At 68.5% G+C, this 23,607-nt stretch carries 20 protein-coding genes; 11 read left to right on the forward strand and 9 right to left on the reverse strand.

Annotated features, from left to right (window positions below):
• Positions 1-37: 37 nt before the first annotated feature.
• Positions 38-1,537 carry a sugar transferase gene (locus ACFVJ5_RS09340; protein WP_379219377.1) on the reverse strand — a complete coding sequence of 500 codons (1,500 nt, stop codon included), beginning with the start codon at positions 1,535-1,537 and terminating at the stop codon, positions 38-40.
• Between the two features lie 488 nt (positions 1,538-2,025).
• Here ACFVJ5_RS09340 and ACFVJ5_RS09345 point away from each other — a divergent pair, with 488 nt between their 5' ends.
• From ACFVJ5_RS09345 to ACFVJ5_RS09360, 4 genes are read left to right on the forward strand one after another with little or no spacing between them, the layout of a single operon-like run.
• Positions 2,026-3,285 (forward strand): methyltransferase domain-containing protein, encoded by a 1,260-nt coding sequence (locus ACFVJ5_RS09345; RefSeq protein WP_379219379.1) that lies wholly within the window; start codon positions 2,026-2,028, stop codon positions 3,283-3,285.
• A gap of 14 nt (positions 3,286-3,299) precedes the next feature.
• A complete protein-coding gene (locus tag ACFVJ5_RS09350) occupies positions 3,300-4,076 on the forward strand; it encodes a hypothetical protein (RefSeq protein ID WP_056817729.1) in 777 nt (258 codons plus the stop codon).
• The gene (locus ACFVJ5_RS09355; protein ID WP_379219381.1) at positions 4,061-4,723 is read left to right on the forward strand and encodes a PIG-L deacetylase family protein; all 663 of its coding nucleotides are present in this window, start codon (positions 4,061-4,063) and stop codon (positions 4,721-4,723) included. The genes ACFVJ5_RS09350 and ACFVJ5_RS09355 overlap by 16 nt, the downstream gene beginning before the upstream one ends.
• Positions 4,724-4,725: 2 nt before the next feature.
• A complete protein-coding gene (locus ACFVJ5_RS09360) occupies positions 4,726-5,760 on the forward strand; it encodes an NAD-dependent epimerase/dehydratase family protein (RefSeq protein WP_379219805.1) in 1,035 nt (344 codons plus the stop codon).
• Here ACFVJ5_RS09360 and ACFVJ5_RS09365 read toward each other — a convergent pair.
• Entirely contained in the window at positions 5,738-6,301 is a 564-nt protein-coding gene (locus tag ACFVJ5_RS09365; protein ID WP_379219383.1) for a dTDP-4-dehydrorhamnose 3,5-epimerase family protein, read from the reverse strand. The genes ACFVJ5_RS09360 and ACFVJ5_RS09365 overlap by 23 nt on opposite strands.
• Before the next feature lie 14 nt (positions 6,302-6,315).
• On the opposite strand from ACFVJ5_RS09365, the gene ACFVJ5_RS09370 reads away from it, so the two are divergent.
• Both ACFVJ5_RS09370 and ACFVJ5_RS09375 read left to right on the forward strand, forming a co-directional pair.
• Positions 6,316-7,404, forward strand: coding sequence for a class I SAM-dependent methyltransferase (locus ACFVJ5_RS09370; protein WP_379219384.1), 1,089 nt, complete (start codon positions 6,316-6,318; stop codon positions 7,402-7,404).
• Positions 7,405-7,616: 212 nt separating this feature from the next.
• Positions 7,617-8,252 carry an MspA family porin gene (locus ACFVJ5_RS09375; protein ID WP_379219386.1) on the forward strand — a complete coding sequence of 212 codons (636 nt, stop codon included), beginning with the start codon at positions 7,617-7,619 and terminating at the stop codon, positions 8,250-8,252.
• A gap of 51 nt (positions 8,253-8,303) precedes the next feature.
• Here the strand turns inward: ACFVJ5_RS09375 and ACFVJ5_RS09380 are convergent, their stop codons facing one another.
• Genes ACFVJ5_RS09380 through ACFVJ5_RS09405 form a run of 6 tightly spaced genes read right to left on the reverse strand, consistent with a single transcriptional unit; the run spans position 8,304 to position 15,217 of the window.
• Positions 8,304-9,401 (reverse strand): glycosyltransferase family 4 protein, encoded by a 1,098-nt coding sequence (locus tag ACFVJ5_RS09380; protein ID WP_379219388.1) that lies wholly within the window; start codon positions 9,399-9,401, stop codon positions 8,304-8,306.
• Complete coding sequence (locus tag ACFVJ5_RS09385; protein ID WP_379219389.1) at positions 9,388-10,437, reverse strand: beta-xylosidase; 1,050 nt, start codon at positions 10,435-10,437, stop codon at positions 9,388-9,390. The genes ACFVJ5_RS09380 and ACFVJ5_RS09385 overlap by 14 nt, the downstream gene beginning before the upstream one ends.
• Positions 10,364-11,962, reverse strand: coding sequence for an oligosaccharide flippase family protein (locus tag ACFVJ5_RS09390; protein ID WP_379219390.1), 1,599 nt, complete (start codon positions 11,960-11,962; stop codon positions 10,364-10,366). Before ACFVJ5_RS09390 ends, ACFVJ5_RS09385 begins: the two co-directional genes overlap by 74 nt.
• On the reverse strand, positions 11,959-13,023 hold the full coding sequence (locus ACFVJ5_RS09395; protein WP_379219392.1) for a glycosyltransferase family 4 protein: 1,065 nt from the start codon (positions 13,021-13,023) through the stop codon (positions 11,959-11,961). Before ACFVJ5_RS09395 ends, ACFVJ5_RS09390 begins: the two co-directional genes overlap by 4 nt.
• Positions 13,020-14,384 (reverse strand): O-antigen ligase family protein, encoded by a 1,365-nt coding sequence (locus ACFVJ5_RS09400; protein WP_379219393.1) that lies wholly within the window; start codon positions 14,382-14,384, stop codon positions 13,020-13,022. The genes ACFVJ5_RS09395 and ACFVJ5_RS09400 overlap by 4 nt, the downstream gene beginning before the upstream one ends.
• The gene (locus ACFVJ5_RS09405; RefSeq protein WP_379219395.1) at positions 14,381-15,217 is read right to left on the reverse strand and encodes a glycosyltransferase family 2 protein; all 837 of its coding nucleotides are present in this window, start codon (positions 15,215-15,217) and stop codon (positions 14,381-14,383) included. Before ACFVJ5_RS09405 ends, ACFVJ5_RS09400 begins: the two co-directional genes overlap by 4 nt.
• A 294-nt stretch (positions 15,218-15,511) precedes the next feature.
• Here ACFVJ5_RS09405 and ACFVJ5_RS09410 point away from each other — a divergent pair, with 294 nt between their 5' ends.
• The 5 genes from ACFVJ5_RS09410 (at position 15,512) to ACFVJ5_RS09430 (ending at position 22,647) form a co-directional block, all read left to right on the forward strand.
• Positions 15,512-16,606: a hypothetical protein gene (locus tag ACFVJ5_RS09410; protein ID WP_379219396.1), complete on the forward strand. Its 1,095-nt coding sequence runs from the start codon at positions 15,512-15,514 to the stop codon at positions 16,604-16,606.
• 9 nt (positions 16,607-16,615) lie between these two features.
• Positions 16,616-17,926: a GNAT family N-acetyltransferase gene (locus ACFVJ5_RS09415; protein ID WP_379219397.1), complete on the forward strand. Its 1,311-nt coding sequence runs from the start codon at positions 16,616-16,618 to the stop codon at positions 17,924-17,926.
• A complete protein-coding gene (locus ACFVJ5_RS09420; RefSeq protein ID WP_379219398.1) occupies positions 17,926-19,257 on the forward strand; it encodes a glutamate-1-semialdehyde 2,1-aminomutase in 1,332 nt (443 codons plus the stop codon). Before ACFVJ5_RS09415 ends, ACFVJ5_RS09420 begins: the two co-directional genes overlap by 1 nt.
• Positions 19,254-20,357, forward strand: coding sequence for a glycosyltransferase (locus ACFVJ5_RS09425; protein ID WP_379219400.1), 1,104 nt, complete (start codon positions 19,254-19,256; stop codon positions 20,355-20,357). Before ACFVJ5_RS09420 ends, ACFVJ5_RS09425 begins: the two co-directional genes overlap by 4 nt.
• A 274-nt stretch (positions 20,358-20,631) precedes the next feature.
• On the forward strand, positions 20,632-22,647 hold the full coding sequence (locus ACFVJ5_RS09430) for an SDR family oxidoreductase (protein ID WP_379219402.1): 2,016 nt from the start codon (positions 20,632-20,634) through the stop codon (positions 22,645-22,647).
• Positions 22,648-22,705: 58 nt separating this feature from the next.
• Here the strand turns inward: ACFVJ5_RS09430 and ACFVJ5_RS09435 are convergent, their stop codons facing one another.
• Positions 22,706-23,590: an NmrA family NAD(P)-binding protein gene (locus ACFVJ5_RS09435; RefSeq protein WP_379219403.1), complete on the reverse strand. Its 885-nt coding sequence runs from the start codon at positions 23,588-23,590 to the stop codon at positions 22,706-22,708.
• Positions 23,591-23,607: the final 17 nt, after the last annotated feature.

Here is a 23,607-nt window from a genome sequence, read left to right on the forward strand (position 1 = left end):
CCGAGCCGGGGTGGTGAGTCGACTCGCCACCCCGGTTTCAGTACGCGCCGTCACCGCGGGTGACCGCCCCGATGGTGCGCGCGATCAACGCCAGATCCAGCACCATCGACCAGTTCTCGACATAGGACAGGTCAAGGCGCACCGAATCCTCCGGCGACAGATCCGACCGTCCGCTGACCTGCCACAACCCGGTGACGCCCGGCTTCACCAGCAGCCGCCGTCGCATCTCCCCGTCGTAGCTGTCGACCTCGCGTTGCACCTGCGGCCGTGGCCCGACGACACTCATGTCGCCGCGCAGCACGTTGAAGAACTGGGGCAGCTCGTCGAGGCTGTACTTGCGCAGGAACCGGCCGACCGCGGTCACCCGCGGATCGTCTTTGACCTTGAAGAACAACGGATTTCCACCGTGGCGCTCGATGAGCGCCTCCACCGCGTTGTCGGCGTCGACGAGCATGCTGCGGAACTTGATCATCCGGAACGGAATACCGTCGCGCCCGATCCGCTCCGACAGGTAGAACACCGGCCCCGCACTCGTCATCTTCACCGCGATCGCGATGGCGGCCAGCATCGGCGCGATGAGCACCAGCACGGTCGCGGCGAAACACGCATCGAACAGCGCTTTACGGCTCGACTTCGCTCGTCCGTAGCGCGGCGGGTCGATGTGCAGCATCGGCATCCCCGCGACGAGGCGGTTGGTCAGCCGCGCCCCTGCGATATCGGCGACGCCGGGCGCGACGATCAGATCGACGCCGAGGGGATCCAATGCCCATGCCATTCGCCGCAACTCGGCGGGTCCGAGATGATCGGTCGCGGCCACTGCCACCGAATCGGCGCCACTGCGGCGCACCGCCTCCAGCACCGAGCGATCGTCGCCGAGCACCGACGGCCCGTCGGAGGTATCGAACTGTGCGCCCACCGATCCCGCAGGCACGCAGACACCGACCACGCGATAGCCGGAGCCGGGATCGCCGGTGAAGGCGGCCGCCATCGCGTGCGCGGCCTCCGGCGAACCCACGACCAGCACCGCGATATGGCACCGCCCCTGCGCGCGCCACCGCCGCAACCGCCACCGCCACGCCAACCGCCCGGCGACCAGCGCGAACAGCCCTGCGGGCAAGGCGATGGCGAGATAGCCCCGCGCGACCTCCACCCGGAAAAGCAGCGCGAGGATCGCGAGCACACCGAACAGCCGCAAGGTCGCCGACACCAGCCTGCGGAACTCCTCGGTCCCGGTGCCGACCACCTGTGGGGTGCGGCTGCCGTAGCCGTGCAGCAGCGCCAGCCATCCGGCGGCCAAGGCCAGCGACACCACCGAGTAACCGACCTCGTAGGGCAGCGGCCAGGCCAGTGGCGGCGCGGCGGGCCCGCCGAACCGGATGACCTGCGCCGCCGCGACCGCCCCGAACACCGCGATCACATCGGTCACCGCCAAGCGTTGGACAAACGCGGTCTGCCAACTCTCGCGCTGCGTACGGCGCAACATCTGGACCCCGTTGACAACGTCGACGTCGCCACTACCGGTGAGCTCGTAGCTCATGAACCCACACCTCCCCTTCGGGCGACGAATCGTTTCCCGATCCCCGTCGATCGGAATGCGGCCGTTGCGGCCGTCCTACTTCCCGTCGATTCGATACCCGCCTGCTGATTGTTACAGACCGCCAGCAGGGGTTCTTTCCGAAGACTCACCGCCACAAGGGATTCCAGTAGTTAGCCACTTCACAGCGCAATCGGACAGCTATCACCGAGCCGCTATTGCCTTTCGATATGAATGCAGGACAATCGATTTCGCAAGTGATTGCCATCACATACAGAGGAGGAATGGTCGCCCTCGCCGACAGTTAGCCGGTGCCGGATCGACCTGGTATAACTCGGAAAATTACCATGAATCTGTTTCTGCCCGAACGTTTCGGGGCACCCCTTCTGCCCGCCGCCGCTGTAACGTCTGTGCCCACTGGTCCGACTTCCGGCATGACCGGCATGAGCCGCGACAGCTCGGGTGAACAGGTATGAAGGTGGGGGCTCCACGTGCAATGTCGACTCTGTGACTCCGAACGGCTCACGAGCGTGCTCGACCTGGGCGCCACCCCACCGTGCGAGAGCTTCCTGTCCGCCGCCGAACTCGACCTGCCCGAATCGACGTACCCGCTGCACCTGCGGTTGTGCGAGGACTGCCTGCTGCTGCAGATCCCGGCGCTGATCACCCCCGAGGACACCTTCACCGAGTACGCGTACTTCTCCTCGTTCTCCGACAGCTGGGTCCGCCACGCCGAGCAGTTCGTCGCCACCACCGCCGAACGACTCGGCCTCGGCGGCGATTCGTTCGTCGTCGAGGTGGCGAGCAACGACGGCTACCTGCTGCGGCACGCGGTCGCGCGTGGCATCCGCTGTCTCGGCATCGAGCCCTCGGTCAACGTCGGGCTCGCGGCACGCGAGGTCGGCGTGCCGACGGAAACGGCGTTCCTGGAACAGGATTCGGCCGCACGGATCCGCGCCGAGCACGGACCGGCCGACCTGGTGGTCGCCAACAACGTCTACGCCCACGTGCCCGACCTGCGCGGGTTCACCCACGCACTGCGCACCCTGCTCAGCGACGACGGCTGGTGCAGCATCGAAGTGCACCACGCGCTGAACCTGGTCCAGCTCGGCCAGTTCGACACCATCTATCACGAGCACTTCCAGTACTACACCGTCCATTCGGCGCAGCGCGCGCTGGCGATCGCCGACCTGACCGTCGTCGATGTGGAACTGCTGGACACCCACGGTGGCTCGATCCGGCTGTGGGCACGCCCCGACGCCGTCGCCGAACCCACCGCCCGTGTCGCCGAGGTCCTCGACCTCGAGCGTGCGGCGGGCCTGCACGAGCCCGCCGGCTACGCCGCGCTCGGCGCCCGTGCCGAATCGGTCCGCCAGGAGCTGCTGCGTTTTCTGCTCGACTGCCGCGCGGCGGGCAAGCGGGTGGTCGGTTACGGCGCGCCGGGCAAGGGCAATACGCTGCTCAACTACTGCGGCATCCGGCCCGACCTGCTCGAATACACCGTGGACCGCAACCCCTACAAGCACGGCCGCTACACCCCCGGCACCCGGATTCCGATCCATCCGACCGAACGCATCGACGCGGACAAGCCCGATGTGGTGCTGGTCCTGCCGTGGAATCTCGAAACCGAGATCACCGCCCAACTCGGCCACGTCGGCGAGTGGGGCGGCGAGCTGATCTACCCGCTGCCGGTGCTGCATCGCGCCGCCACAGCAGGCGAACCGGTCGCGGCCGGCGCACTCTCCGAATGAAGGTGAACGAACCGATGAAGGTCGTACTGTTCTGCGGCGGATACGGCATGCGCATGCGCGGCGGATCCGACGACGTCGTCCCCAAGCCGATGCAGCTGGTCGGTCCGCGCCCCCTGCTGTGGCACGTGATGCGCTATTACGCGCACTACGGCCACAAGGAATTCGTGCTGTGTCTCGGCTACGGCGCCGAGCACATCAAGAACTTCTTCCTCACCTACCAGGAGTCGGCGTCCAACGACTTCGTGATCCGCAACGGTGAAGTGGAGCTGCTGGGCAGCGACATCAGCGACTGGTCGATCACCTTCGTCGACACCGGCGTCGAATCCGCGATCGGGGAGCGACTGCGCCGCGTGCGCGAGCACCTCGACGGCGACGAGTACTTCCTGGCCAACTACGCCGACGTCCTCACCGACGCACCGCTGGACACCATGATCGAGCGCTTCCACGCCTCGGGTGCGGCCGCGTCGATGATGGTGGTGCCGCCGCAGTCCTCGTTCCACTGCGTGGACATCTCGCCGACCGGTGAGGTGAAGGACATCGTGCCGGTGGCGCAGATGCCGCTGTGGGAGAACGGCGGATACTTCGTGCTCAGCCAGGAGATCTTCGATCTGCTGCCCCCTGGCGGCGATCTGGTGGCCGACGCGTGCGGCGCGCTCGCCGGGCAGGGCAGGCTCTTCGGATATCAGCACATGGGCTTCTGGAAGCCGGCCGACACCTTCAAGGAACGCGCCGAACTCGACGACGCCTACCGCAACGGCACCCGGCCGTGGATGGTGTGGGACCGACCGTGATCGGGTTGTTCACCACCCCGCCGCGCCGGATCGCGGTGCTCGGCGCACACTGCGACGACATCGCGATCGGGATGGGGGCAACGCTTCTCGCGCTCACCGGCGCCGATCCCGAGGTCGAGGTGCGGGCCCTTGTCCTCTCCGGTGGCGGCACCGCACGCGAGGACGAGGAGCGGGCGGCGCTCACCGCGTTCTGCTCGGGCAACAAGCCGGAATTGCACGTCCTCGATGTGCCCGACGGCCGCGCGCCCGCGCACTGGGATCGGATCAAGGACGCGCTGGCGGAGTTTCGTCGTGGCGGTGAACCCGAGGTGGTGTTCGCGCCGCATCGTGGCGACGCCCACCAGGACCACCGCCTGCTCGCCGAACTGGTGCCCACCGAGTTCCGTGACCACCTGACCCTGGGTTACGAAATCCTCAAATGGGAGACCGACACTCCGGCTCCCACCCTCTACCACCCGCTCAGTCATGCACTCGTGCAGCAGAAGTCGCGTCTGCTGCACGAACACTATCCGTCGCAGACGGGCCGCGACTGGTTCGACGAACAGGCCTTCCTCGGGCTGGCCCGGATGCGTGGCGTGCAATGCCACGCACCGTATGCCGAGGCGTTCGTGCTCGACAAAGCGATCATCAGATGGGAACAGACGTGAACATGCGGGTACTGGTCACCGGGCACCAGGGCTATCTCGGCACCGTGATGGTGCCGGTGCTGCGGGCGGCGGGCCACCAGGTCACCGGCCTGGACATCGGCTACTTCGCCGACTGCCTGCTCGGCGAATTCGCCGGTGACCCCGACGGTTTGGCGGTGGACCTGCGCGTGGTGACCGTCGAGCAGTTGCGCGGTTTCGACGCGGTGATCCACCTCGCGGCGTTGTCTAACGACCCCCTCGGCGCTCTGGCACCGGAGATCACCTACGACATCAACCATCACGCGTCGGTGCGACTGGCCCGCCTCGCCAAGGAGGCCGGGGTGTCCCGGTTCCTCTACGCGTCCACCTGCTCGGTGTACGGTGCCGCCGGTGCCGACCTCGTCACCGAGGACGCCCCGCTGCGCCCGATCACCCCCTACGCCGAGAGCAAGGTCCGCGTCGAAGACGATGTGGCCGCCCTGGCCGACGACAACTTCGTCCCGGTATTCCTGCGCAACGCGACAGCTTTCGGCTTCTCGCCGCGGTTGCGGGCCGATATCGTGCTCAACAATCTGGTCGGCTACGCGGTGCTCACCGGCGAGGTGAAGGTGCTCTCCGACGGCACCCCGTGGCGCCCCCTGGTGCACGCCGCCGACATCGCCGCCGCGTTCGCCACCTGCCTCACCGCGCCCGCCGCCGACATCTCGTGCCGGGCGTTCAACATCGGCACCGAGGTCAACAACCTCACCGTCGCCGAGATCGCCGCCTCGGTGGTCGACGCGGTGCCCGGATCCCGGCTGCTGATCACCGGCGAGAACGGCGCCGACCCACGGTCCTATCGGGTCGACTTCTCTTACGCGCGTGAGGTTCTCGGCTTCGAGGCGCAGTGGACGGTGCCCGCGGGCGCGGCCGAGCTGTTCACCGAGTACACCGCGCGTGGGCTCACCTCCGACGCGTTCTTCCGCCGGTTCACCCGGCTGCCGCACCTGCAGGGCCTGTGCGACTCCGGGGTGCTCGACGCACAGCTGCGCCGGATCAGTGCGTCGGCGTCAGCGTAGCCAGCAGCGCGGCCCAGCTCCCGGCCCGCGCGTCACGCGGGGAGACCGGGCCGACGGGCAGCGGCCACTCGATGGCCAGTTCGGGGTCGTCATAGGCGACCCCCAGGTCTTCGGCGGGATCGTGCGGACGGTCGATGCGGTAGCAGACGTCGGCGATCTCGGTGAGCGCCTGGAATCCGTGCAGGAAGCCCGGCGGCACATAGAGGTGGTGGAACTGTTCGTCGTCGAGTCGAAAAGCCTGGCGCGCACCGAAAGTCGGCGAACCGGGACGAATGTCGACGAGGACGTCGTGTACCGCGCCGTGCGCGCAACGCACGAGCTTGGCTTCACCGCGCCCGCCGCGGCCGTGCATGCCACGGATCACTCCGCGCACCGACCGCGACTGCGAATCCTGCACGAAGGCCGCCGCCGCGCCCGGTACCCCGAGGTGGGCGTCGAACTCACCGGCGTCGAAGGTGCGGGTGAACAACCCCCGCTCGTCCCGGAACGGTTCGGGTACGAGGACCACTACATCGGCCAGTTCGGTCCGCTCGATACGCACGAGGACATCCTGTCATGACCCGCCGATGCCGCGGCTGCGCGAAGACCGCGCTCACTCCCGTCCTCGATCTGGGGTCGGTCCCGGCGGCGGATCACTTTCCGCCACGTGACGCTCCGGTCACCGCCACCGAATCCGGCCACCCCTTGCGAATGGACCGGTGCTCGGTATGCGGGCTGGCCCAGCTGGCCGACGACGACACCGTCACCGCGGAGCCCCGCGGTGTCGAGCCGCTGGCCTTGCGCGACCAGGCCGCCGAGGCCGTGCGTCTGGTGCACGCCGCCGGGCTCCTGCGCGGATCGACGGTCACCGAATTCGGTAGCCCGCACGGCGGCACCTGGCTGCCCCTGCTCGCCGAGCACGGCTTCACCGAGAACGCCGGTGAACCGGCCGATGTGGTGCTCGACTGCTTCGGGATCATGCACGAACCCGATCAGCGAGCGGCCTTCGCGGCGCGGGCCGCGGCGACGGCGTCCGACGGAGTGCTGCTTGTGCAGTACCACTCACTGGCCACCATCGTCGCGCAGGGACAGTGGAACGCGCTGCGGCACGGGCACTTCGCGTACTACTCGCTGTCCGCTCTGCGCACCCTGTTGCGGGAGGTGGGGATGAGCGCGGTCACCGCGTGGGAGTTCGACCTCTACGGCGGCACGGTGCTCCTGGCCGTTCGCCACGGCGATCACACCCCCGACGCCACCATCGACAGCCTTCTCGTCGCCGAAGCCGATGCCCTGAGCTCGGCCGCGGAGTTGCAGCAGACGGTCGACCGTCACGTCCGCGCCCTGCGTGGTTGGCTGGACGCCGGCGCCGCGCAGGGGCTTCGGGTCTATGCCTACGGTGCCGCGTCCCGCGCGGTTGCCCTGCTGAGCATGGCCGGCGCGCACCGCGGCCTGCTCGCCGGTGTCGCCGACGCCTCTCCGGGAAAGCAGGGCTGCCGGATGCCCGGCACCGATGTGCCCATCATCTCCCCCGCCGAACTGGTCGCCGCCGAGCCCGACGTCGTGCTGCTGACGCTGCCGGACCTGCTCGCCGAGGTGAGCGCCGCACTGCCCGAGCTCGACGGGCGGTGGATGATCGACGATCCGGCGGGCCCACGCAACCGATAGAGACATGCGAAGACTGTGGGATAGCCGACCATATGTCGATCGGCACATGACCGGAGGTCGTGGGATACTCGGAATGCCCAGCGCCGCACCATGATCGAGTTCAGGTCACCGCTGGACCGCCGCAGTGTCGCGGTGGCCGGTACCCGGATCGCAGGGGAAATGCGGCGCCGAACGCAGCGTTCGACGGGCGAGTATCCAGGGGAAGAATTCTGATGAGGGGAACCACCGTGCTCGCACCACGCGCGCTCCGGATCGCGGCGATGGCATCGGCCATCGCTGTCGGTCTCGCCATGGGAGCAGGCGCCGCCGCTGCCGGAATCGACAGCAGCAGCACCGTTCTCGACGGCAAGAACCGCACCGTCGAGGCGATCCAGTCCGACACCCGGATCGACTTCGTCGCACCACTGGACGGCAATCCGCTCACCCGCGAATGGTTCCACAGCGGCGCGGCCTCCTACCTGGTCACCGGTCCCGAAGCAGAGGCCTGGTCCGGCCGCATCACGCTCGGCTATCAGGTCGGCTACCCCGCCACGCTCGACGGCAGGATCAAGTTCGAGTGGTCGACCCCGAGCCTCGGCCTCGAGGTCGGCGCCGACGGCCCCACCGTCAAGCTCGACGGCCTCATCCCGCGCGCGGGCATCGAACTCGCCGCCGGCTTCGGCCCCGGTATCCAGGAGGTCGAGGTCGCCGGTGGTGAGATCGCCGGAACCGACGGTGTACTGCGCCTTTCGGGTTTCCACGGCACTGTCACCGGGGTGCTCGGCCAGACCAACGTCCGCCCGTTCGTGCGGATCGTCGGCTCGTCCGGCGACACCGTCGTCACCTACGGCAAGACCTTCTCGATCTGATCGCGACCCGACGGACCCGGCGAGCGAACTCGCTCGCCGGGTCCGTCGCTGTCATGGCGTTGTGCCGAGCAGGGCGTCGAGCATCCGCGGCAGCGTGCGGGATCGATCGTGTGCCGCCGCGACGCGAGCCCGACCGTCCTCGTGCAAGCGCGACCGCAACCGCGGATCACCGGTGACCCGCTCGATCGCCGCCCGCAGCGCGGCCGAATCGTCGGGGGGCACGCACACCATCACGCGGTCATCGGCGTAACCGCCGTGATCGGTGGCGATCACCGGGACACCCAAACTCATCGCCTCGAGGACGACGAGCTGACCGGCCTCGGGCAGCACGCTCGCCGAGATCACCGCGTCCCAGCCCCGCATGGTGGTCATGGCGTCGACCTGACCGAGGAACACGACCCGACCGGCGAGGTCGGGCCGCTCGGCGCGCTCGCGGAGCTCGGCCAGATACGCGGCGTCGCCGGGCAATGCCCGACCGGCGATCTCGAGTCGGACCTCGGGCAACCCCGCGACGGCCTCCAGCAGAACGTGGTGGCCCTTCCACGAGGTCACCACGCCCAGGATCCCGACCACCGGCGGCGTGCGCTCGACCACGGGCGCGGGTTCGACCGGCCAGGTCACGCCGTTGAACGCGACATCGACATCGAAGCCGCGCCGGCGCAGCGGCGCGGCGGCGGTCTCGGAGACCGCGATGGCGTGGCCTACCGCCGCGCGCCCGGCCCACGCGGCGCCGTATTGCCGTCGGCTGGCGAGGATGTCGTGGACCAACCAGGCCGCCGAGCGCCGATGCGGACGGGCCAGCGCCATCGCGGGCAACGCCATGGTCGAATTGACGATGATGCGGATTCGACTGTCCTGCAACGGCTTACGTAGCCGCCACGCCGCACCGATCCAGTTCCTGAGCATGACCAGCGCGGCGGTCAACCGGCGCAGGCCCCGTTCACCCGCCAACCCCAGCGGGGCGATGCCGATGTGCTCGACTCCGGCGGGCAGCCGTTCCCGCAGTGGACCGTCCGGGCAGGCGACCCGCACCCGGTAGCCACGTTCGAGCGCCATGTCCACGAGGGCGAGCATGACGTTCTCCGCGCCCGACGCCTGTCCGGTGTGCGCGACGAACACCAGCTCGCGCACGTCGTCACTGCCCCGCACGGAGCACCTCCGCGCGGGCGCGGACCTGCGCCAGTGCCGGTTTCGCCGAATAGTCACGACGGAGCATGCCGAAGTTGTCCTCGAGGTTCTGGCGGTCGTCGCCCGCGTCGATCAGGGAGTAGACGAAAACAGGGCCGATATTGGGCATCGCCGCCATCAGGTCCAGTCCGCCGCCGAGTATCTCGGCCTGGGTCTGCTCGTCGACCGCGCGCGCCCCGGTACCGGTCGGCGCACCGAATTCGGTGGGCCACAAACGCTTCGACGTGTCGCCGCGAGCGTCCATGATCGCGCGTAGTCGAGTCAGGTTCTGGAAGGCGTTGTCGCGGCTCGGTGACGAGGGCAGCTCCGGATAGGAGTAGGGGTGCACCGCGACGGCGTCGAAGTCGAGAGCCGAGCCCAGGTCGTAGAGGCGCTCGATGAAGGTCGACGGCGCGATGTCGCGGCCGTTGTCAGCGGCGGGCGCCAAGCCGCCGACCAACACCTGGCCACCGGGCTGGCGGGTGCGCACGGCCGTCGCCGCCTGGTGGAGCAGCTGTGCGTACAGACCCACGTGGGGCAGCGGCGCGAAGAAGCTGGTGACGTTGGGCTCGTTCCAGACCTCCCAGTGCTTGATCTGATCGCGGTAGCGCTCGACCGCGTCGGCGACGAACTGGCCGAACAGCGCCGGATACGGGGCGACCTTGTTTCCGCCCGGCCCCGGGTCCTGGCGTGCCCACGGTGGTGAGTAGGTGAGGATGGCCAGCACGTGCAGCCCATGGGCGCGCGCGGACCGAACCACCCGATCGGTCATCGACCAGTCCTTGCGGCCACGATCGTGTTCGATGAGCGACCAGTCCAGATCCATTCTGATCCAGGTGGCGCCCGCGTCGACGACACCCGACATCTGGCGGTCCAATTCGCCGGTGCTCAGTTTGAGCCAAGAATGCCCGCCCGCGATCCCGAGTCCGGTCTCGTTCACGCGCTCATCGAGCACGGTCGACGTCGTCGGTGTCCCGCATCCGAGCAGGGTGAGCGTGAGGGCCACGGTGGTGATCATCCGAGCGAATCGCCACAGTGTCATCAGTTTTCGGCCCTCGCACGCTTCGTATCGTCAATCCGTCGGTCCAGCGCACAACGCAGCCGGCGAGGAAAAGGTACAACACCCCGGCCACCGTGGCGGTGACAATCCATGGCGGCTCCCACCGCTGCTGAATCATCGTCGCGGGGACGATCACCGCGGCGGCGACGGCGCTGACCGACACCACCGAGGTGACCGGGATCAACCGCCCGATCCGCACCGTGGCGACAAGCGCGAGCCACACCCCGATCAGCAGAACGACATTGGCCACCAGACCGGCGATGGCCGCGCCTTCGAACGACAGCCGCGCGATGAGCGGCCACGACAACGCCAGGTCGACGGCCAACGCGAGCAGCGCGAGCCAGGGAATCAGGTAGTTGCGCCCGGCCGCCATCAGCGCGACCAAGCCCAGATGGGCCAGCGCGCCGAGCAGTCCGGCGATGATCTGGTAGCGACTCGCGTCGACGGCGGACACGAACTTCGCACCGAAGAGCAGGTCGATCACCTGGGTCGCGACCGGCCAGAAGGCGACAAGCGCGGCAAGGCCGAGGGCCGTCAGCGCGGCACCCGCCTGGCGGAAGTAGCGCCGGAACCGGGTGGGGTCGGCAGGCCACACCGCGATCAGCAGAGTGGTCAACGGGGCGACGACCGCGATCGCCGCGGTGTCGACGAGGTCGGCGAATTTCATGCCGACCGCGAACATCCCGACGGATTCGAAGGTGTCGAAGTGACCCAGCAGCAGCAGACCGACCTTCTGCAGCATGATGATCAGGGCCAGGCCGATGCTCAGCGGCAGCGCCTCGCGCAGCATGCCGCCCCACCAGCGCAGTTCGACGCGGCGCGCGGGGATCGGCCCGCCGAGCCCGCGGCCGACGCCGACGATCTTGATCGCGATGGCGATCAGTTCGTACACCACGGCGGGGATCACCACGACCAGCAAGGTCGGTGCCCACAGCACCGCGACGACGGTCAGCGCCACCTGGACAAGGCGGGCGATCGACTCCGCCGCGGCGACCAAGGTCAGGCGCATCGTCGATTGGAACAGCACGGTGAGTGCGTTGCTCGGCGTCGCGACCACCACGACCAGCCCCGCGATGGCTGTCGCCGCGATGACCTGCGGTGGACAACCGAGCAGCACCACATAGCCCAGGGCCACCCCGTAACCCAGCAGCCCGAGAACGGTCCGCAGCGCGATGAACGAGCTCGCGATCTCGGCGACCTCGGCGGGCTCGCCGTGCACGAGTTTGCCGATGACCGCACGCCCGACGCCCAGATCGGTGACGATCGCGAGCATGCCGAGCAGACCGAACACGAAGGAGAAGTAGCCCCATTCGACCGCGGGCAGCATGCGGGCGGTGAGCATGGTCCCGAGCAGACCGAGCACCGCGGCGAAGATCCGGCTGGCCAGCATCGCGGCGGTGTTGCTGGCGGCGGCCCGGCCCGAGATCGAGGCGCGGACCTCGATCGGCGGATCGGGGATCGACGGTTTCGCCTCGGTCGTCACGGGATCAACCCGGCGCCGCGATAGGCGCCGACCGTCGCCTCGGCGGTGGCCCGCCAGCTCAGCTTCGACGCCGCGGCCAGACCACGCTCGCGCAGTGCGGTGTTGTCGGCGCTGTCGTGCAGCAGCGGGCGCACGGCCGCCGTCCACGACTCGACATTCGCGCGCGCGACCAGGACGGCACCGTCGACACAGACCTGCGGCAGCGCGCCGACCGCGCTGGCCACCACCGCGCCACCGCACGCCATGGCCTCCACCGGCGGCAGCCCGAATCCTTCGTACTCCGAGCAGTAGGCCACCACGGTCGCGGCGGCGTACAGCGCGGGCAGATCGGCGGTGTCGACGTAGCCGAGACCGATCGCCGTGGCCGGGGCCTGCGGACCGGTGGATCCGGCCCCGGCCAACACGAGCGGAATGTCGAGGGCGCGCGCCACTTCCGCGAGCATCGCGACCTGCTTGCGCGGCTCGACGGTCCCCACCTGCAGGATGAATCGAGGCGGCAGGTCGTAGTCGGCACGCACCCGTTCCACCGCGGAGGGCTCGGGGACGCGTGCCCAGTCGGCGGGAGCGAGCGGCACGACGACCGCCGCGCGGCCGAACTTGTCCGCGATCCGTTCGGCGGTGAATTCCGACACCGCGATCAGCAGATCGGCACGCATCAACGACGTTCGGACCAGCAGCTGTTCCCCGCGCGCCCGGTACCGGCTGAACGCCCACGGCACATCGAAGACCGACAGGTCGTGCACCGTGGCGACCGTGGCGCGCGGGCCGATCAGCGGAAGATCGACATCGAGGCCGTGGAACACGTCGAATCCGCGCAGCGGCGCGACGCCGTGCCACGCGCGGCGAGCACCCGCCGCGACCGGCCGCGACACTGCGGCGACGGTGGACGGCAGCGAACTCGCCGCGTCGGCTTGGACCAGCGCCGACAGCTCGGCGCCCGGCAACAGCGCGGGCAACTGCGCCAGCAGTTGCCGCTGATACGTCGACACTCCGGCGCCGTCGGGCCGGTAGGCCAATGCCCCGAAACACACAGTGGGTCGCCTGTTCGCAGCAGAATTCATGACACCTGTTCGGGGACGGGGCTGCGCTCGACGGCCTGGACTGGGGACTGCTGGGAGACCGCGCAGCCGACAACCGCGGCGAGCAGCCAGAAGTAGAAATCGCTGGGAAAGATCTCGAAGTAGCTCGACGCGACCGCCGCGACCGCGCTCGACAGCACCGCCGCCGCGACCCCGAGCGCCAGCGCGGCATCGTTGCCGGTCATCGTGCGGGCCGAACGCAGCGCGAGCAGATAGATCACCACCAGGATCGCGCAGAACAACCAGACCCCGATCGGCCCGAGTTCGATGAGCAACTTCACGTAGTAGTTGTCGGGTTGGTACGGGCGCCCGTAAATCTGGACTTCGCCGGTGGCATAGGGCAATTTCTCGGCGGCCGGGCCGAGCTCGGCCACGAGTTGGGCCGCCTTCGCCGCCCCGGTCGAGCCGAGGCCGTCACCGAACGGATGGCTCGGAACCGTCCTGGTCACGACCTTCCATCCGGTCTCGCGCGCGGCCAGGCTGTCGGAGGACAACAGCGAACTGCGCGCCTGCGACGAGGCCCCGACGCCGACCACCATGATCAACGCGACCCCGCCGATGATCACCGCTTTGAGCTGTCGCCGATAGCGGACGATCGCGAGCACCAGCACGCCGATCAGCAACCCGAGCAGCGCGGCGCGCACGACGCTGGCCGCGACACCGGCCACCAGCACCGGAGTCGTCAGCAGGAACAAGCGATTGCGTAGCCGCCTCGGCGCGGCCAGCGCGACCGATCCACCCACCAACAGGACGGTGACCAGATAGAACGCGAACGGGAACGGTTGGTTGAACGATCCGAACGAGCGCATCAAACCACCGGAGAACCGGATGGTCTCGTTGAATTTGTAACCCATCTCGGCGAGCCCGGCGGGCCCGATCGCCTGCTGCGCCAAGCCGAAGATCGCGATTCCGACCGACTCGACCATCATGATCGTGATGAGCAGATCGCGATCGAGTGCGGTGAACGGCCGCAGATACAGGATCAACGGCACCACGATGAAGTAGAAGAACGTGATCTTGATCGCGAAAATGCCCAGAATTCCCGCCGTCAGGAACGCCGACCCGACCCCGAACACGCACAGCACCACGCCGATCGACCACCACGGCAACGCCGGACGGGGGTCGACTCGCCCGTGGGGGACGAACGCCGCCACCGCGAGGGTGAGCAGCAGCATCGCTTCTTTCCAGCCGTCGACCCGCATCCACTCGGGCGCGATCAGCAGCAACCCGTTGAACGGCACCAACGCCGCTACCAGCAACAACCCGCGTTGGGGCCGGTGCCAGATCCAGCGCAGGAACACCCATGCCACCGGCAGGGCCGCCACGTACAACAGGGAGTTCACTGCTCTGTGCCTCGCCCGAACAACCGCGCGGCCCGCGCCGCCACCCGGACCAGCGCCTGCCGCAGCACGCGACCGTCGCCGATCAGGACATCGATCACACCGACGCGGTCACCGAACTGCCGACGGTGATGGTGGTTGAACCGCAGCACGTCGGCGAATTTGCTCGCCGACGATGTCGTGCTCGAGTAGTTGAACACCGACGCACGGTTGATCGCGAGCACCTGATCGTGGCCGAAGAACTCACCGCGTCCGCACAGCCGCGCGACCAGGTCGACATCCATCGCGTACAGGAAGTCCGCGCGAAAACCGGTGGTACCGGCGAAATCAGCGCGACGGAACAGGAACGCCGCGGTGGGGCACACGTCATCGGGAAGTTTGCGTACGAGCGTGCGCAGCACGGTCCGAGACGAGCATCGACCCACCAGTCCCGGCAGTCCGCGCCCTTGCGCGAGCACCACACCGTCGTCGTCGACGACGTCGAACTTGGCGCCGACGACCGCGATCTCGCTGTCGGCCATCGACTCGACCTGCGCCGACAGACAGCCCGGGGCGATCATGTCGTCGGCGCAGACCAGCTTGACCAGCTCGCCATCGGCCAGTTCGATCGCCCGATTCCAGTTCTGCGCGATCGGCAGCGTGGTGTCGTTGGTGTACAACCGAATGCGCGCGTCGTCGAACGCGCGCACGAGATCGCCCGTCCCGTCGGTGCTCGCGTTGTCGACGACCACGATCTCGAAGTCGTCGAAATCCTGCGCGCTGATCGACTCCAGCGTCTCGACTATCGTGCGCGCCGCGTTGAAGGCCGGTACACATACCGACACTCGAACCCCCACAGCCGTTACCCCTCAATGACATCCATTTGCCGACGGCTCGGCCGTCCCGCACCCATCAAGGGCGAACGTAGATCAGACTACCTGGAGGGCGTCGCGGATGTTCGCCGTGGAATTCCCAGCGACTTACCGACGTGTGAACAGTGCAGGTTCGGCGGGGTTCGACCGCGTTCGCCGACGCGACCGTCCGGCAGACCTGGGGTATCGTCATCGCAACTCGGTCGTGCCGAAGTGACGGCATACCGGCTTCGGGGGCCGGTGATCGAGAAGTGTTGATGCGTGAGATGTGGGGGCAGTGTGAGCAGTACCGAGTCGCCGTCGACCGCCGACCTCGACTCCGGCGGGCGGTCGATGCCTGCGGTGAACATCGCGGGCCATCTTCGTCAACTGATCCGGGTCCTGCCGTTCGCTCTGGTCGCCGCGATCATCGTCGGCGGCGCGGTGTGGTTGGTTCGTGACGGGAGCGAGCGGACCTATCAGGCGAGCATCACCGTCCAGATCTCGCAGCCGTCGATCGGCGCCGTGTTCAACGAGCTGACCCAGCCCTACATCGTGATGGTCTCCGATACCCGCGTGCTCTCGGATGTGGTGAAGAACGGGCTGGCGCCCTCGGAAGCGGATCTGCGGCCCCGGGTGTCGGCGATGACCGGTCCGGCGCCGTCGTTGCTGATCATCACGGCCGAGGCCGGTTCGCCCGAGCAGGCCTCGAAATTGGTTGTGGCGGTCGAACAGTCGCTCGACAGCGTCGGTTCCCAGATGCGGACCGAGGCGATCGCGCGGTCCGCAGCCGACCTGGAGGCACACCGGCGCGCGGTCGAGGACACCTTCTCCAAGCGCCTGTCCGAGGATCCGCTGCGCCCGGAGTTGAGTTTCGACGCCCGTGATGTCGCGCGCGAGACCGAGTTCCGTCAGGTACTCGGCCCGGCGCGCCTGACAGTGCTCACCGCACCGTCCTGGGAACTGGTCGCCCCGCACCCGGTGCAGGAAGGGCTGTTCGCCGCGCTGGCCACGTTGATCGTGGTCGCCGAAGGTCTTGTGCTGGCCGGGGTGGCTCGTGGCCGTCGACGTGGCGGCAAGAAGTCTGCCGCGGCAACGGGTGTCGATACCGACAAGGTCCCGCCTACGGCGGAGACGCGAGCACCCGCACCCGCACCCGCATCCGCACCCGAAAACCGTACTCCCGCAGCGGAAACCCGGGCACCCGCGGCCGATTCCCGGATGCGCGCCGCGCCGACTCCCCCGGCGTCGTTCGACACGCCACCACGCCGCGCTGCCCCGGTTACCCCGCGCTCGGCCACGATCTCGCACGACCCCGAGACGATGGCGCTCCCACGGGTCGGGTACACGCCGAGCAGTCCGCGCGCGACTCCCACCGAACCACGCGACAGCTAGCTCGGCGGCGTGACCACTTCCTACCGAAGCGAACAACAATCGGGCGACCCCGAATTGTCGCGGCTGACCCTCGGCCCGGTGCGGCACAACGGCCACGCGATCCGGTTACGTCCACCCCGGATGTCGGATTTCGCCGCGTGGCGCGAGATCCGACTGCGTGATCGCGCCCATATCGAGCCGTATTGGAGCACCTCCCCGCTGCCATGGGAGCGACGGCACACCGCACGACATTGGGCGCGTGAATGCCTGCTCGCCCGTGCCGACATGCGCGCCGGGCGCCGCTACGCCGGCGCGATCGAGGTCGACGGACAGTTCGTCGGACAGTTGGAGTACTGCGTCATCGACACCGCGACGGGGACCGCCGAGTCCAGCGGCTGGATCGACGCACGCTGGGCCGGCCACGGGGTGATCACCGTGGCGGGCGCGATGCTGCTGGACTACGGGGTCACCGCGCTCAGTCTGGTACGCGTTGTCGCACCGATCTCCCCCGCGAATCTTCCCGCTGCCGGATCGGTGCGCGCCCTCGGCTTCCGCAAGGAAGCCACCATGGCCCTGGCTTTCGACGCGGGTGGGTCGTTGCGTGACCACGCGTTGTGGGCGTGGACCGCGCGTGACAGCTCGATGCCCCAGACTCTCGCGATCGCGCCACAGATCGACGCGCCGACAGCCGATCGGCCCTCGCGCGCCGGTTCGCCCGCACCGGCGATCATCGCGATCGCCGCGCTCCGGCTGTTGCTGTGGATGGCCGTTCGCCGTCTGCGTCGATACACGCTCGCCCGCGCTGTGCGGATCACCGTCACCGACGCACCGAATATCTCGGTGCGCAGCCTGTCCCGCGCGGACCGGGTCGACTGGCAGGCGGCCGCACACCGTGCCCGGCTCGCACCGACCGACCGGCGCCGACATCGACGCGAGTGGCATCGTGCCCTGCGCGATGCCCGTCACGGGTTGCGCTCACCCACCGGGCTGGTCCTCGTACTCCTCGCCGAGGGCCGGTACGCCGGGGAGATCCGACTGTTCGAACCGACGATGACCGGGCGTGTGGCCCGGCTGTCGGCCTGGGCGGATCCCGAACTCGTCGAGGCCGCGCAACTGGGGGCTGCGCTGCGAGCGGTCGCCGAACACGGGTTCGACGAACTCGGGCTTCGGCGGATCGCCGCCGAGGTCCCCAGCGCCGACTCCGCGTCGAACACCGCTTTGACCGCCGCCGATTTCACCGAAGAAGGTGTGCTGCACGACCATTGCGGCCCCACCGGCGTCCGCACCGACCATCGTCTGTGGGCCCTGACCACACCACCGAGTCATGGAGGTCGCCACTGATGCGAGAGTTCCAGCGCAGCAATGAGATCCAGGCCCGCCTGCACGAACTGGTGCCGGGCGGTGCGCACACCTACGCCCGTGGCGCCGATCAGTATCCGGAAAACATGGCGCCGATCCTGGTGCGCGGCAAGGGCGCTCACGTGTGGGACGCCGACGGCAATCGCTATGTCGAATACGGGATGGGGTTGCGGTCGGTGACCCTCGGCCACGCGTACCGACCGGTGCTGGACGCGGTGTCGTCGACCATCGCCGACGGAGTCAGCTTCACCCGCCCCACCGAGCTGGAACTGCTGGCCGCCCAGGACTTCCTGGATCTGGTCCCCGGCGCCGACATGGTGAAGTTCACCAAGAACGGTTCCGACGCGACCACCGCCGCGGTGCGCCTGGCTCGCGCGGTGACCGGACGCGAACGCGTCGCGGTCTGTCAGCAGCCCTTCTTCTCCGTCGACGACTGGTTCATCGGCACCACTGCGATGTCGGCCGGTATCCCCACGGTCGACACCGTGACCTTCCCCTATAACGACCTCTCGGCGCTGCGTCGCGTCCTGGCCTCGGCGCCGATCGCCGCCGTGGTCATGGAACCCGCGACCGCCACCGGCGAACCCGAACCCGGCTATCTGTCCGCGGTCCGCGACCTGTGCGACCAATACGGCGCTCTGTTGGTCTTCGACGAGATGATCACTGGTTTCCGCTGGTCGGCGGGTGGTGCGCAGGCCGTCTACGGCGTCGCCCCCGACCTGTCGTGCTGGGGAAAGGCGATGGGCAACGGTTTCCCCATCGCGGCGCTGGCGGGCAAACGCGAGTTCATGGAGCGCGGCGGACTCCGGACCGACCACGACCGCGTGTTCCTGCTGTCGACCACGCACGGCCCGGAGACCGCCTCGCTGGCGGCGTTTCGCGCGGTGGTGCACGCCTACCGGACCGAGGACCCGATCGCCCGGATGGAAGCGGCCGGTATCCGGTTGGCCGCGGGGGCGAACGCGATCGCCGCCGAGCTCGGCATTGCCGAGTACCTGTCGGTGACGGGGCGCCCGTCCTGTGCCATATTCCGCACGCACGACGCCAATGGTGTTGCGTCCCAAGCATTTCGAACCCTGTTCATTCAGGAGATGTTGACCCACGGCGTCCTCGGTCAGTCGTTCGTCACCTCGGCCGCCCACGACGACACCGCCGTCGACGACACCATCGCCGCGTTCGCCGAGGCCGCCCAGGTGTACCGCACCGCCCTTGCCCGCGGCACCGTCGACGGTCTGCTGACCGGTCGTCCGGTCGCCCCCGCGCTGCGTCGCACCGCCGCGCCCCGACAGATCGAAGCGAGCACCCTGCGATGACCCGTGTCGCCATCGTCCACGAGCGTTTCACCGAGTTCGGCGGCTCCGAGGCCGTCGTCGGCGAATTCGTCGAAACCTGGCCCGACGCCGAGGTTTTCGCACCGATCGTCGCGCCGGGCGGCCTGCGCGAACCCGTGCGCACCGTGCACGACACCTGGCTCAGCACGGCGCACACCTACACCGGCGGCAGGCACGCTCCCCTGCTCCCGCTGGTCCCTCGCGCACTGCGCCGAATGCCGTTGCGCGACTTCGATGTCGTCGTGATCAGCCATCACGCGTTCGCCACCCAGGCCGCCTTGGCCACCGACGCGCCGGTGGTCGCCTACGTGCACTCCCCTGCCCGCTGGGCCTGGGATCGCGAGTTCCGCGCGCAGGAGGCGGGCGGTCGTGTCGGCCAGCTGGCCCTGGGCGCGCTGGGCACGCTGGCTCGACGTGGCGAACTGCGCGCCGCGCCGCGGCTGACGCACGTCATCGCCAACTCGCACGCGGTCGCCGAGCGGGTCACCGAGTGGTGGGGTCTGCCCGCCTCGGTCGTCAACCCGCCTGTGCAGGTCAGCCGCTTCACCCCTGATCCGTCGGTAGAGCGCGAGGACTTCTTCCTGTGCGCGGGCAGGCTCGTGCCCTACAAGCGCGCCGACCTCGCCATTCGCGCCGCGCAGCGGGCCGGGGTTCGCCTGGTGGTCCTCGGCGAAGGCCGGTTCCGCACCCAGCTCGACGAGATCGCGGGCTCGGAGACGACCTTCCTCGGCGCCACCTCCGGCGAGCTGCTGCAGGACATGTACCGGCGCTGCCAAGCCCTGCTCATGCCCGGCATCGAAGACTTCGGCATCGTCCCGGTGGAGGCGATGGCCTGCGGCACGCCGGTGCTCGCGGTCGGCGCCGGTGGCGCCCTCGATACGGTGCGCCCCGGCGTCACCGGCGAATACGTACCGGCCGGATCCGATGAGGACGTCGTCGCGGCGCTGGCCGACATGATGCGCGAATTCCGCTCGGCGTCCTACGATCCCGCGAAGATCCGCGAGCACGCCAACACCTTCGCCCCCGAGGTGTTCCGCACCAGGATCGCGAGCACTGTGGCCGACGTCCTGGCGGATCGGTAGCGGCATGTTGTCTGAAACTCTCGGTTACTGAAAGTATCTGTCACACATACCCTTTGACCTGCGGCGATGGGTGACAATTCCCACACGGTGATACCACGCCATCAGCTTGCCCGGCTAGGTTACTGGCGAGTACGGTAAGCGTAGCCGGGACGACGATGTGCCCGGTTTCTCTCCAGCCACTTTGCTGCTGGACCTCAACCGTTGATTTCGCATTCACCGCCGCATGCCGATCACTGTTGCGCGACACCGTGTTTCGAGATTTTCAGGAGGAGCGATGGTTTCCTACATCGTGACAGGCGGTACCGGATTTCTGGGTCGACGCGTAGTGCGGGGGCTGCTCGCAGCCGACCCCACCGCGATCGTGCACGTGCTGGTGCGCGCCGAGTCGCTGCCCAAGTTCACCGCGCACAATGCGCAACATCCCGACAGTGACCGCGTGTTCGCGCTGGTCGGGGACCTGACCGCCGACGGGCTCGGTCTCGGTGACGGCGCACCACGTGCCGATCACGTGCTGCATCTCGGCGCGGTCTACGACATGACCGCCGACGAGGAGACCGCCCACGCGGCCAACGTCGCGGGCACTCGCTCGGTGATCGAGCTGGCCCGCAGCCTCGATGCCACCCTGCACCACGTGTCGTCGGTGGCGGTGGCGGGCGACCACCGCGGCAAGTTCTTCGAGGAGGATTTCGACCTCGGCCAGAACCTGACCTCGCCGTATCACCGCACCAAGTTCGCCGCGGAGAAGCTTGTTCGCGAGGCCATCGACGTGCGCTGGCGGGTGTACCGCCCGGCGATCGTGGTCGGTGATTCGCGGACCGGCGAGATGGACAAGATCGACGGCCCGTACTACTTCTTCTCGGCCATTTCGACGCTGGCCGGCCTGCCGTCCGAACTGCCCTTGCCGCTGCCCGATCTGGGTGCGACCAATGTGGTGCCGGTCGACTACGTCGCCGAGGCGATGGTGCGACTGGTGCGCCGCGATGGTCTGGACGGGCGCACGTTCCATCTGGTCAACCCGCGGCCGCAGCCGTTCGGGGAGATCTACCGCGCACTGGCGACCGCCGCGGGTGGTCCGGTCGGCATCGGCACTGTGCCCGGCAGCGCACGCGCGTTGAGCGGGCTCGGTCATGTTCCCGGCGCGAACACGGTGCGCGACTTCCTGTTCGAACAGGCGGGCATTCCCGCCGAGGTCGCACCGCACGTCGGGTTCACCGCCGACTTCGTCTCCGACTCGACCCAGGCGGTGCTGCCCGGACTCACCGTGCCCGCGTTCGACACCTACGCCGACCGTCTCTGGGATTTCTGGCGCGTCAACCTGGATCCGCACCGCGGTCGTCCCGCCGCCGACGCGCACCCGCTCTCGGGTCGCACGGTGCTGATCACCGGTGCGTCCTCGGGTATCGGTCTGGCAACGGCCCATGCCGTCGCCCGCCGTGGCGCGATCGTGTTGATGATCGCCCGTGGCATCGAAGATCTCACGGCCGCAGCGGAATCCGTGCGCGCCGAGGGCGGCGCCGCGTTCGCCTACCCCTGCGACATCACCGACGCGGAGGCGGTCGATCTCCTCGTCAAGACCGTGCTGACCGAGCACCACCATGTCGACTACCTGATCAACAACGCGGGCCGCTCCATCCGTCGTTCGGTGGCCAACTCGGTGGACCGGATGCACGACTTCGAACGCACCATGGCGGTCAACTACTTCGGTGCCGTCCGCCTCATCCTGGGTCTGCTCCCCTCGATGCGTGAACGTCACTTCGGCCACATCGTCAACATCTCCTCCATCGCCGTGCAGACCAAGGCACCTCGCTTCGCCGCCTATGCCGCGAGCAAGTCGGCCCTGGACAACTTCAGCGATATCGCCGCCGTCGAAAACCGTGGCGACGGTGTCTCTTTCACCTCTATCCGGATGCCACTCGTGCGCACCCCGATGATCGCGCCCACCGACCTCTACCGTTCGCTGCCCCTGCCCGACCCGGACCGGGCAGCCGACATCGTGGTCCGCGCTCTGCTGGAACGCCCCGACCGCATCGACACCCCCGCGGGCACTTTCGCCCAGGCGGTCGAGATGTTCCTGCCCTCGCTCAAGCGCACGATCATGCACACCGGGTTCCGGTTCTTCGGCGAATCCACTGCGGCACAGGGCAAGTCCCGTCCCGCCGCCGCGGTCACCGAGCCCGCCGAACCGACACGCAACGCCCTCACCGTCCTCGGCCCGGTCTTCGCGCCGCTGATGGTGATGCCGAACTCGGCGGCTCGCATGAGCCGGGTGCTGCCCGGCGTGCACTGGTGACATCACCCTGAACACCCGGCCGGTCACGATGTTCGTTGTCGTGACCGGCCGGTTCTGTTCACCGCAGGAAGGTGCTCGCCCAGGCGGCGAGGGTCGACGGCGTCGTGGTGAGCACCGTTCGCGGGTTCTCCGCGACGAATCCGGAACTCAATCCCGCTGACATACCGGCGATTCCGTCGATCTGGCCCTGCCCAAGGCCCGCTGAGCGCAGCATGTCCCGGAACTCGTCGTCGGCGAGCTGGATCGGGGTGACCTCATGGCCCAACTGCCGACCGAGGATCTCGGCGACCTCGGTGAATGTCAGATCCCGCGGACCGTGCACGGCCTGCACGACGCGCCCCGACCACGCGTCCGACAGCAGTCGGGCCGCCGCCACCTCGCCGATATCGCGCGGATCCACCCAGGCCATCGCATGGTCCAGCGGCCACGGCGTGGACAGGGTGCCCGCCCGGATCTCGTCGAGCTGGGTCAGCAGATTGGTGAAGAAGTAGCCGCACCGCAGGTGCACCACATTCGCCCCGGTCTCGTCGAGCAACTCCTCGGTCCGCGCCAGCCCGTCGATCTCCCCGGCCCCACCCCGCTTCTCGGCGCCTCCACTGCTGAGAAACACCGTCGCCTCGATCCCGTTCTCGACAACAGCACGCGCCGCCGACGCCCCCATCCGCGCATACCCCGCCACCGGATCACCCTCGACCAAGGCAGGCGGATCCACCCAGAACAACCGATCCGCCCCCACGGTAGCCCGCACCACCGCCTCCGAATCCCCCTGATCGACCCGCACAACATCGACGAATTCCCGCATCGCGCCATCGAGCCGCCCCGGATCGCGCATCAGTACAGTCGGCCGAACCCCCGCCTGCACCAACAACTGCACAACCCGAGCCCCCACATGCCCGACCGGCGTAGTGACAACAATCTTCTTCGCGTCCTCTCTCGGTTCCATAGCCCCACGCTAAAACC

The organism is Nocardia sp. NPDC127606, assembly GCF_042671725.1.
GTDB lineage: Bacteria > Actinomycetota > Actinomycetes > Mycobacteriales > Mycobacteriaceae > Nocardia.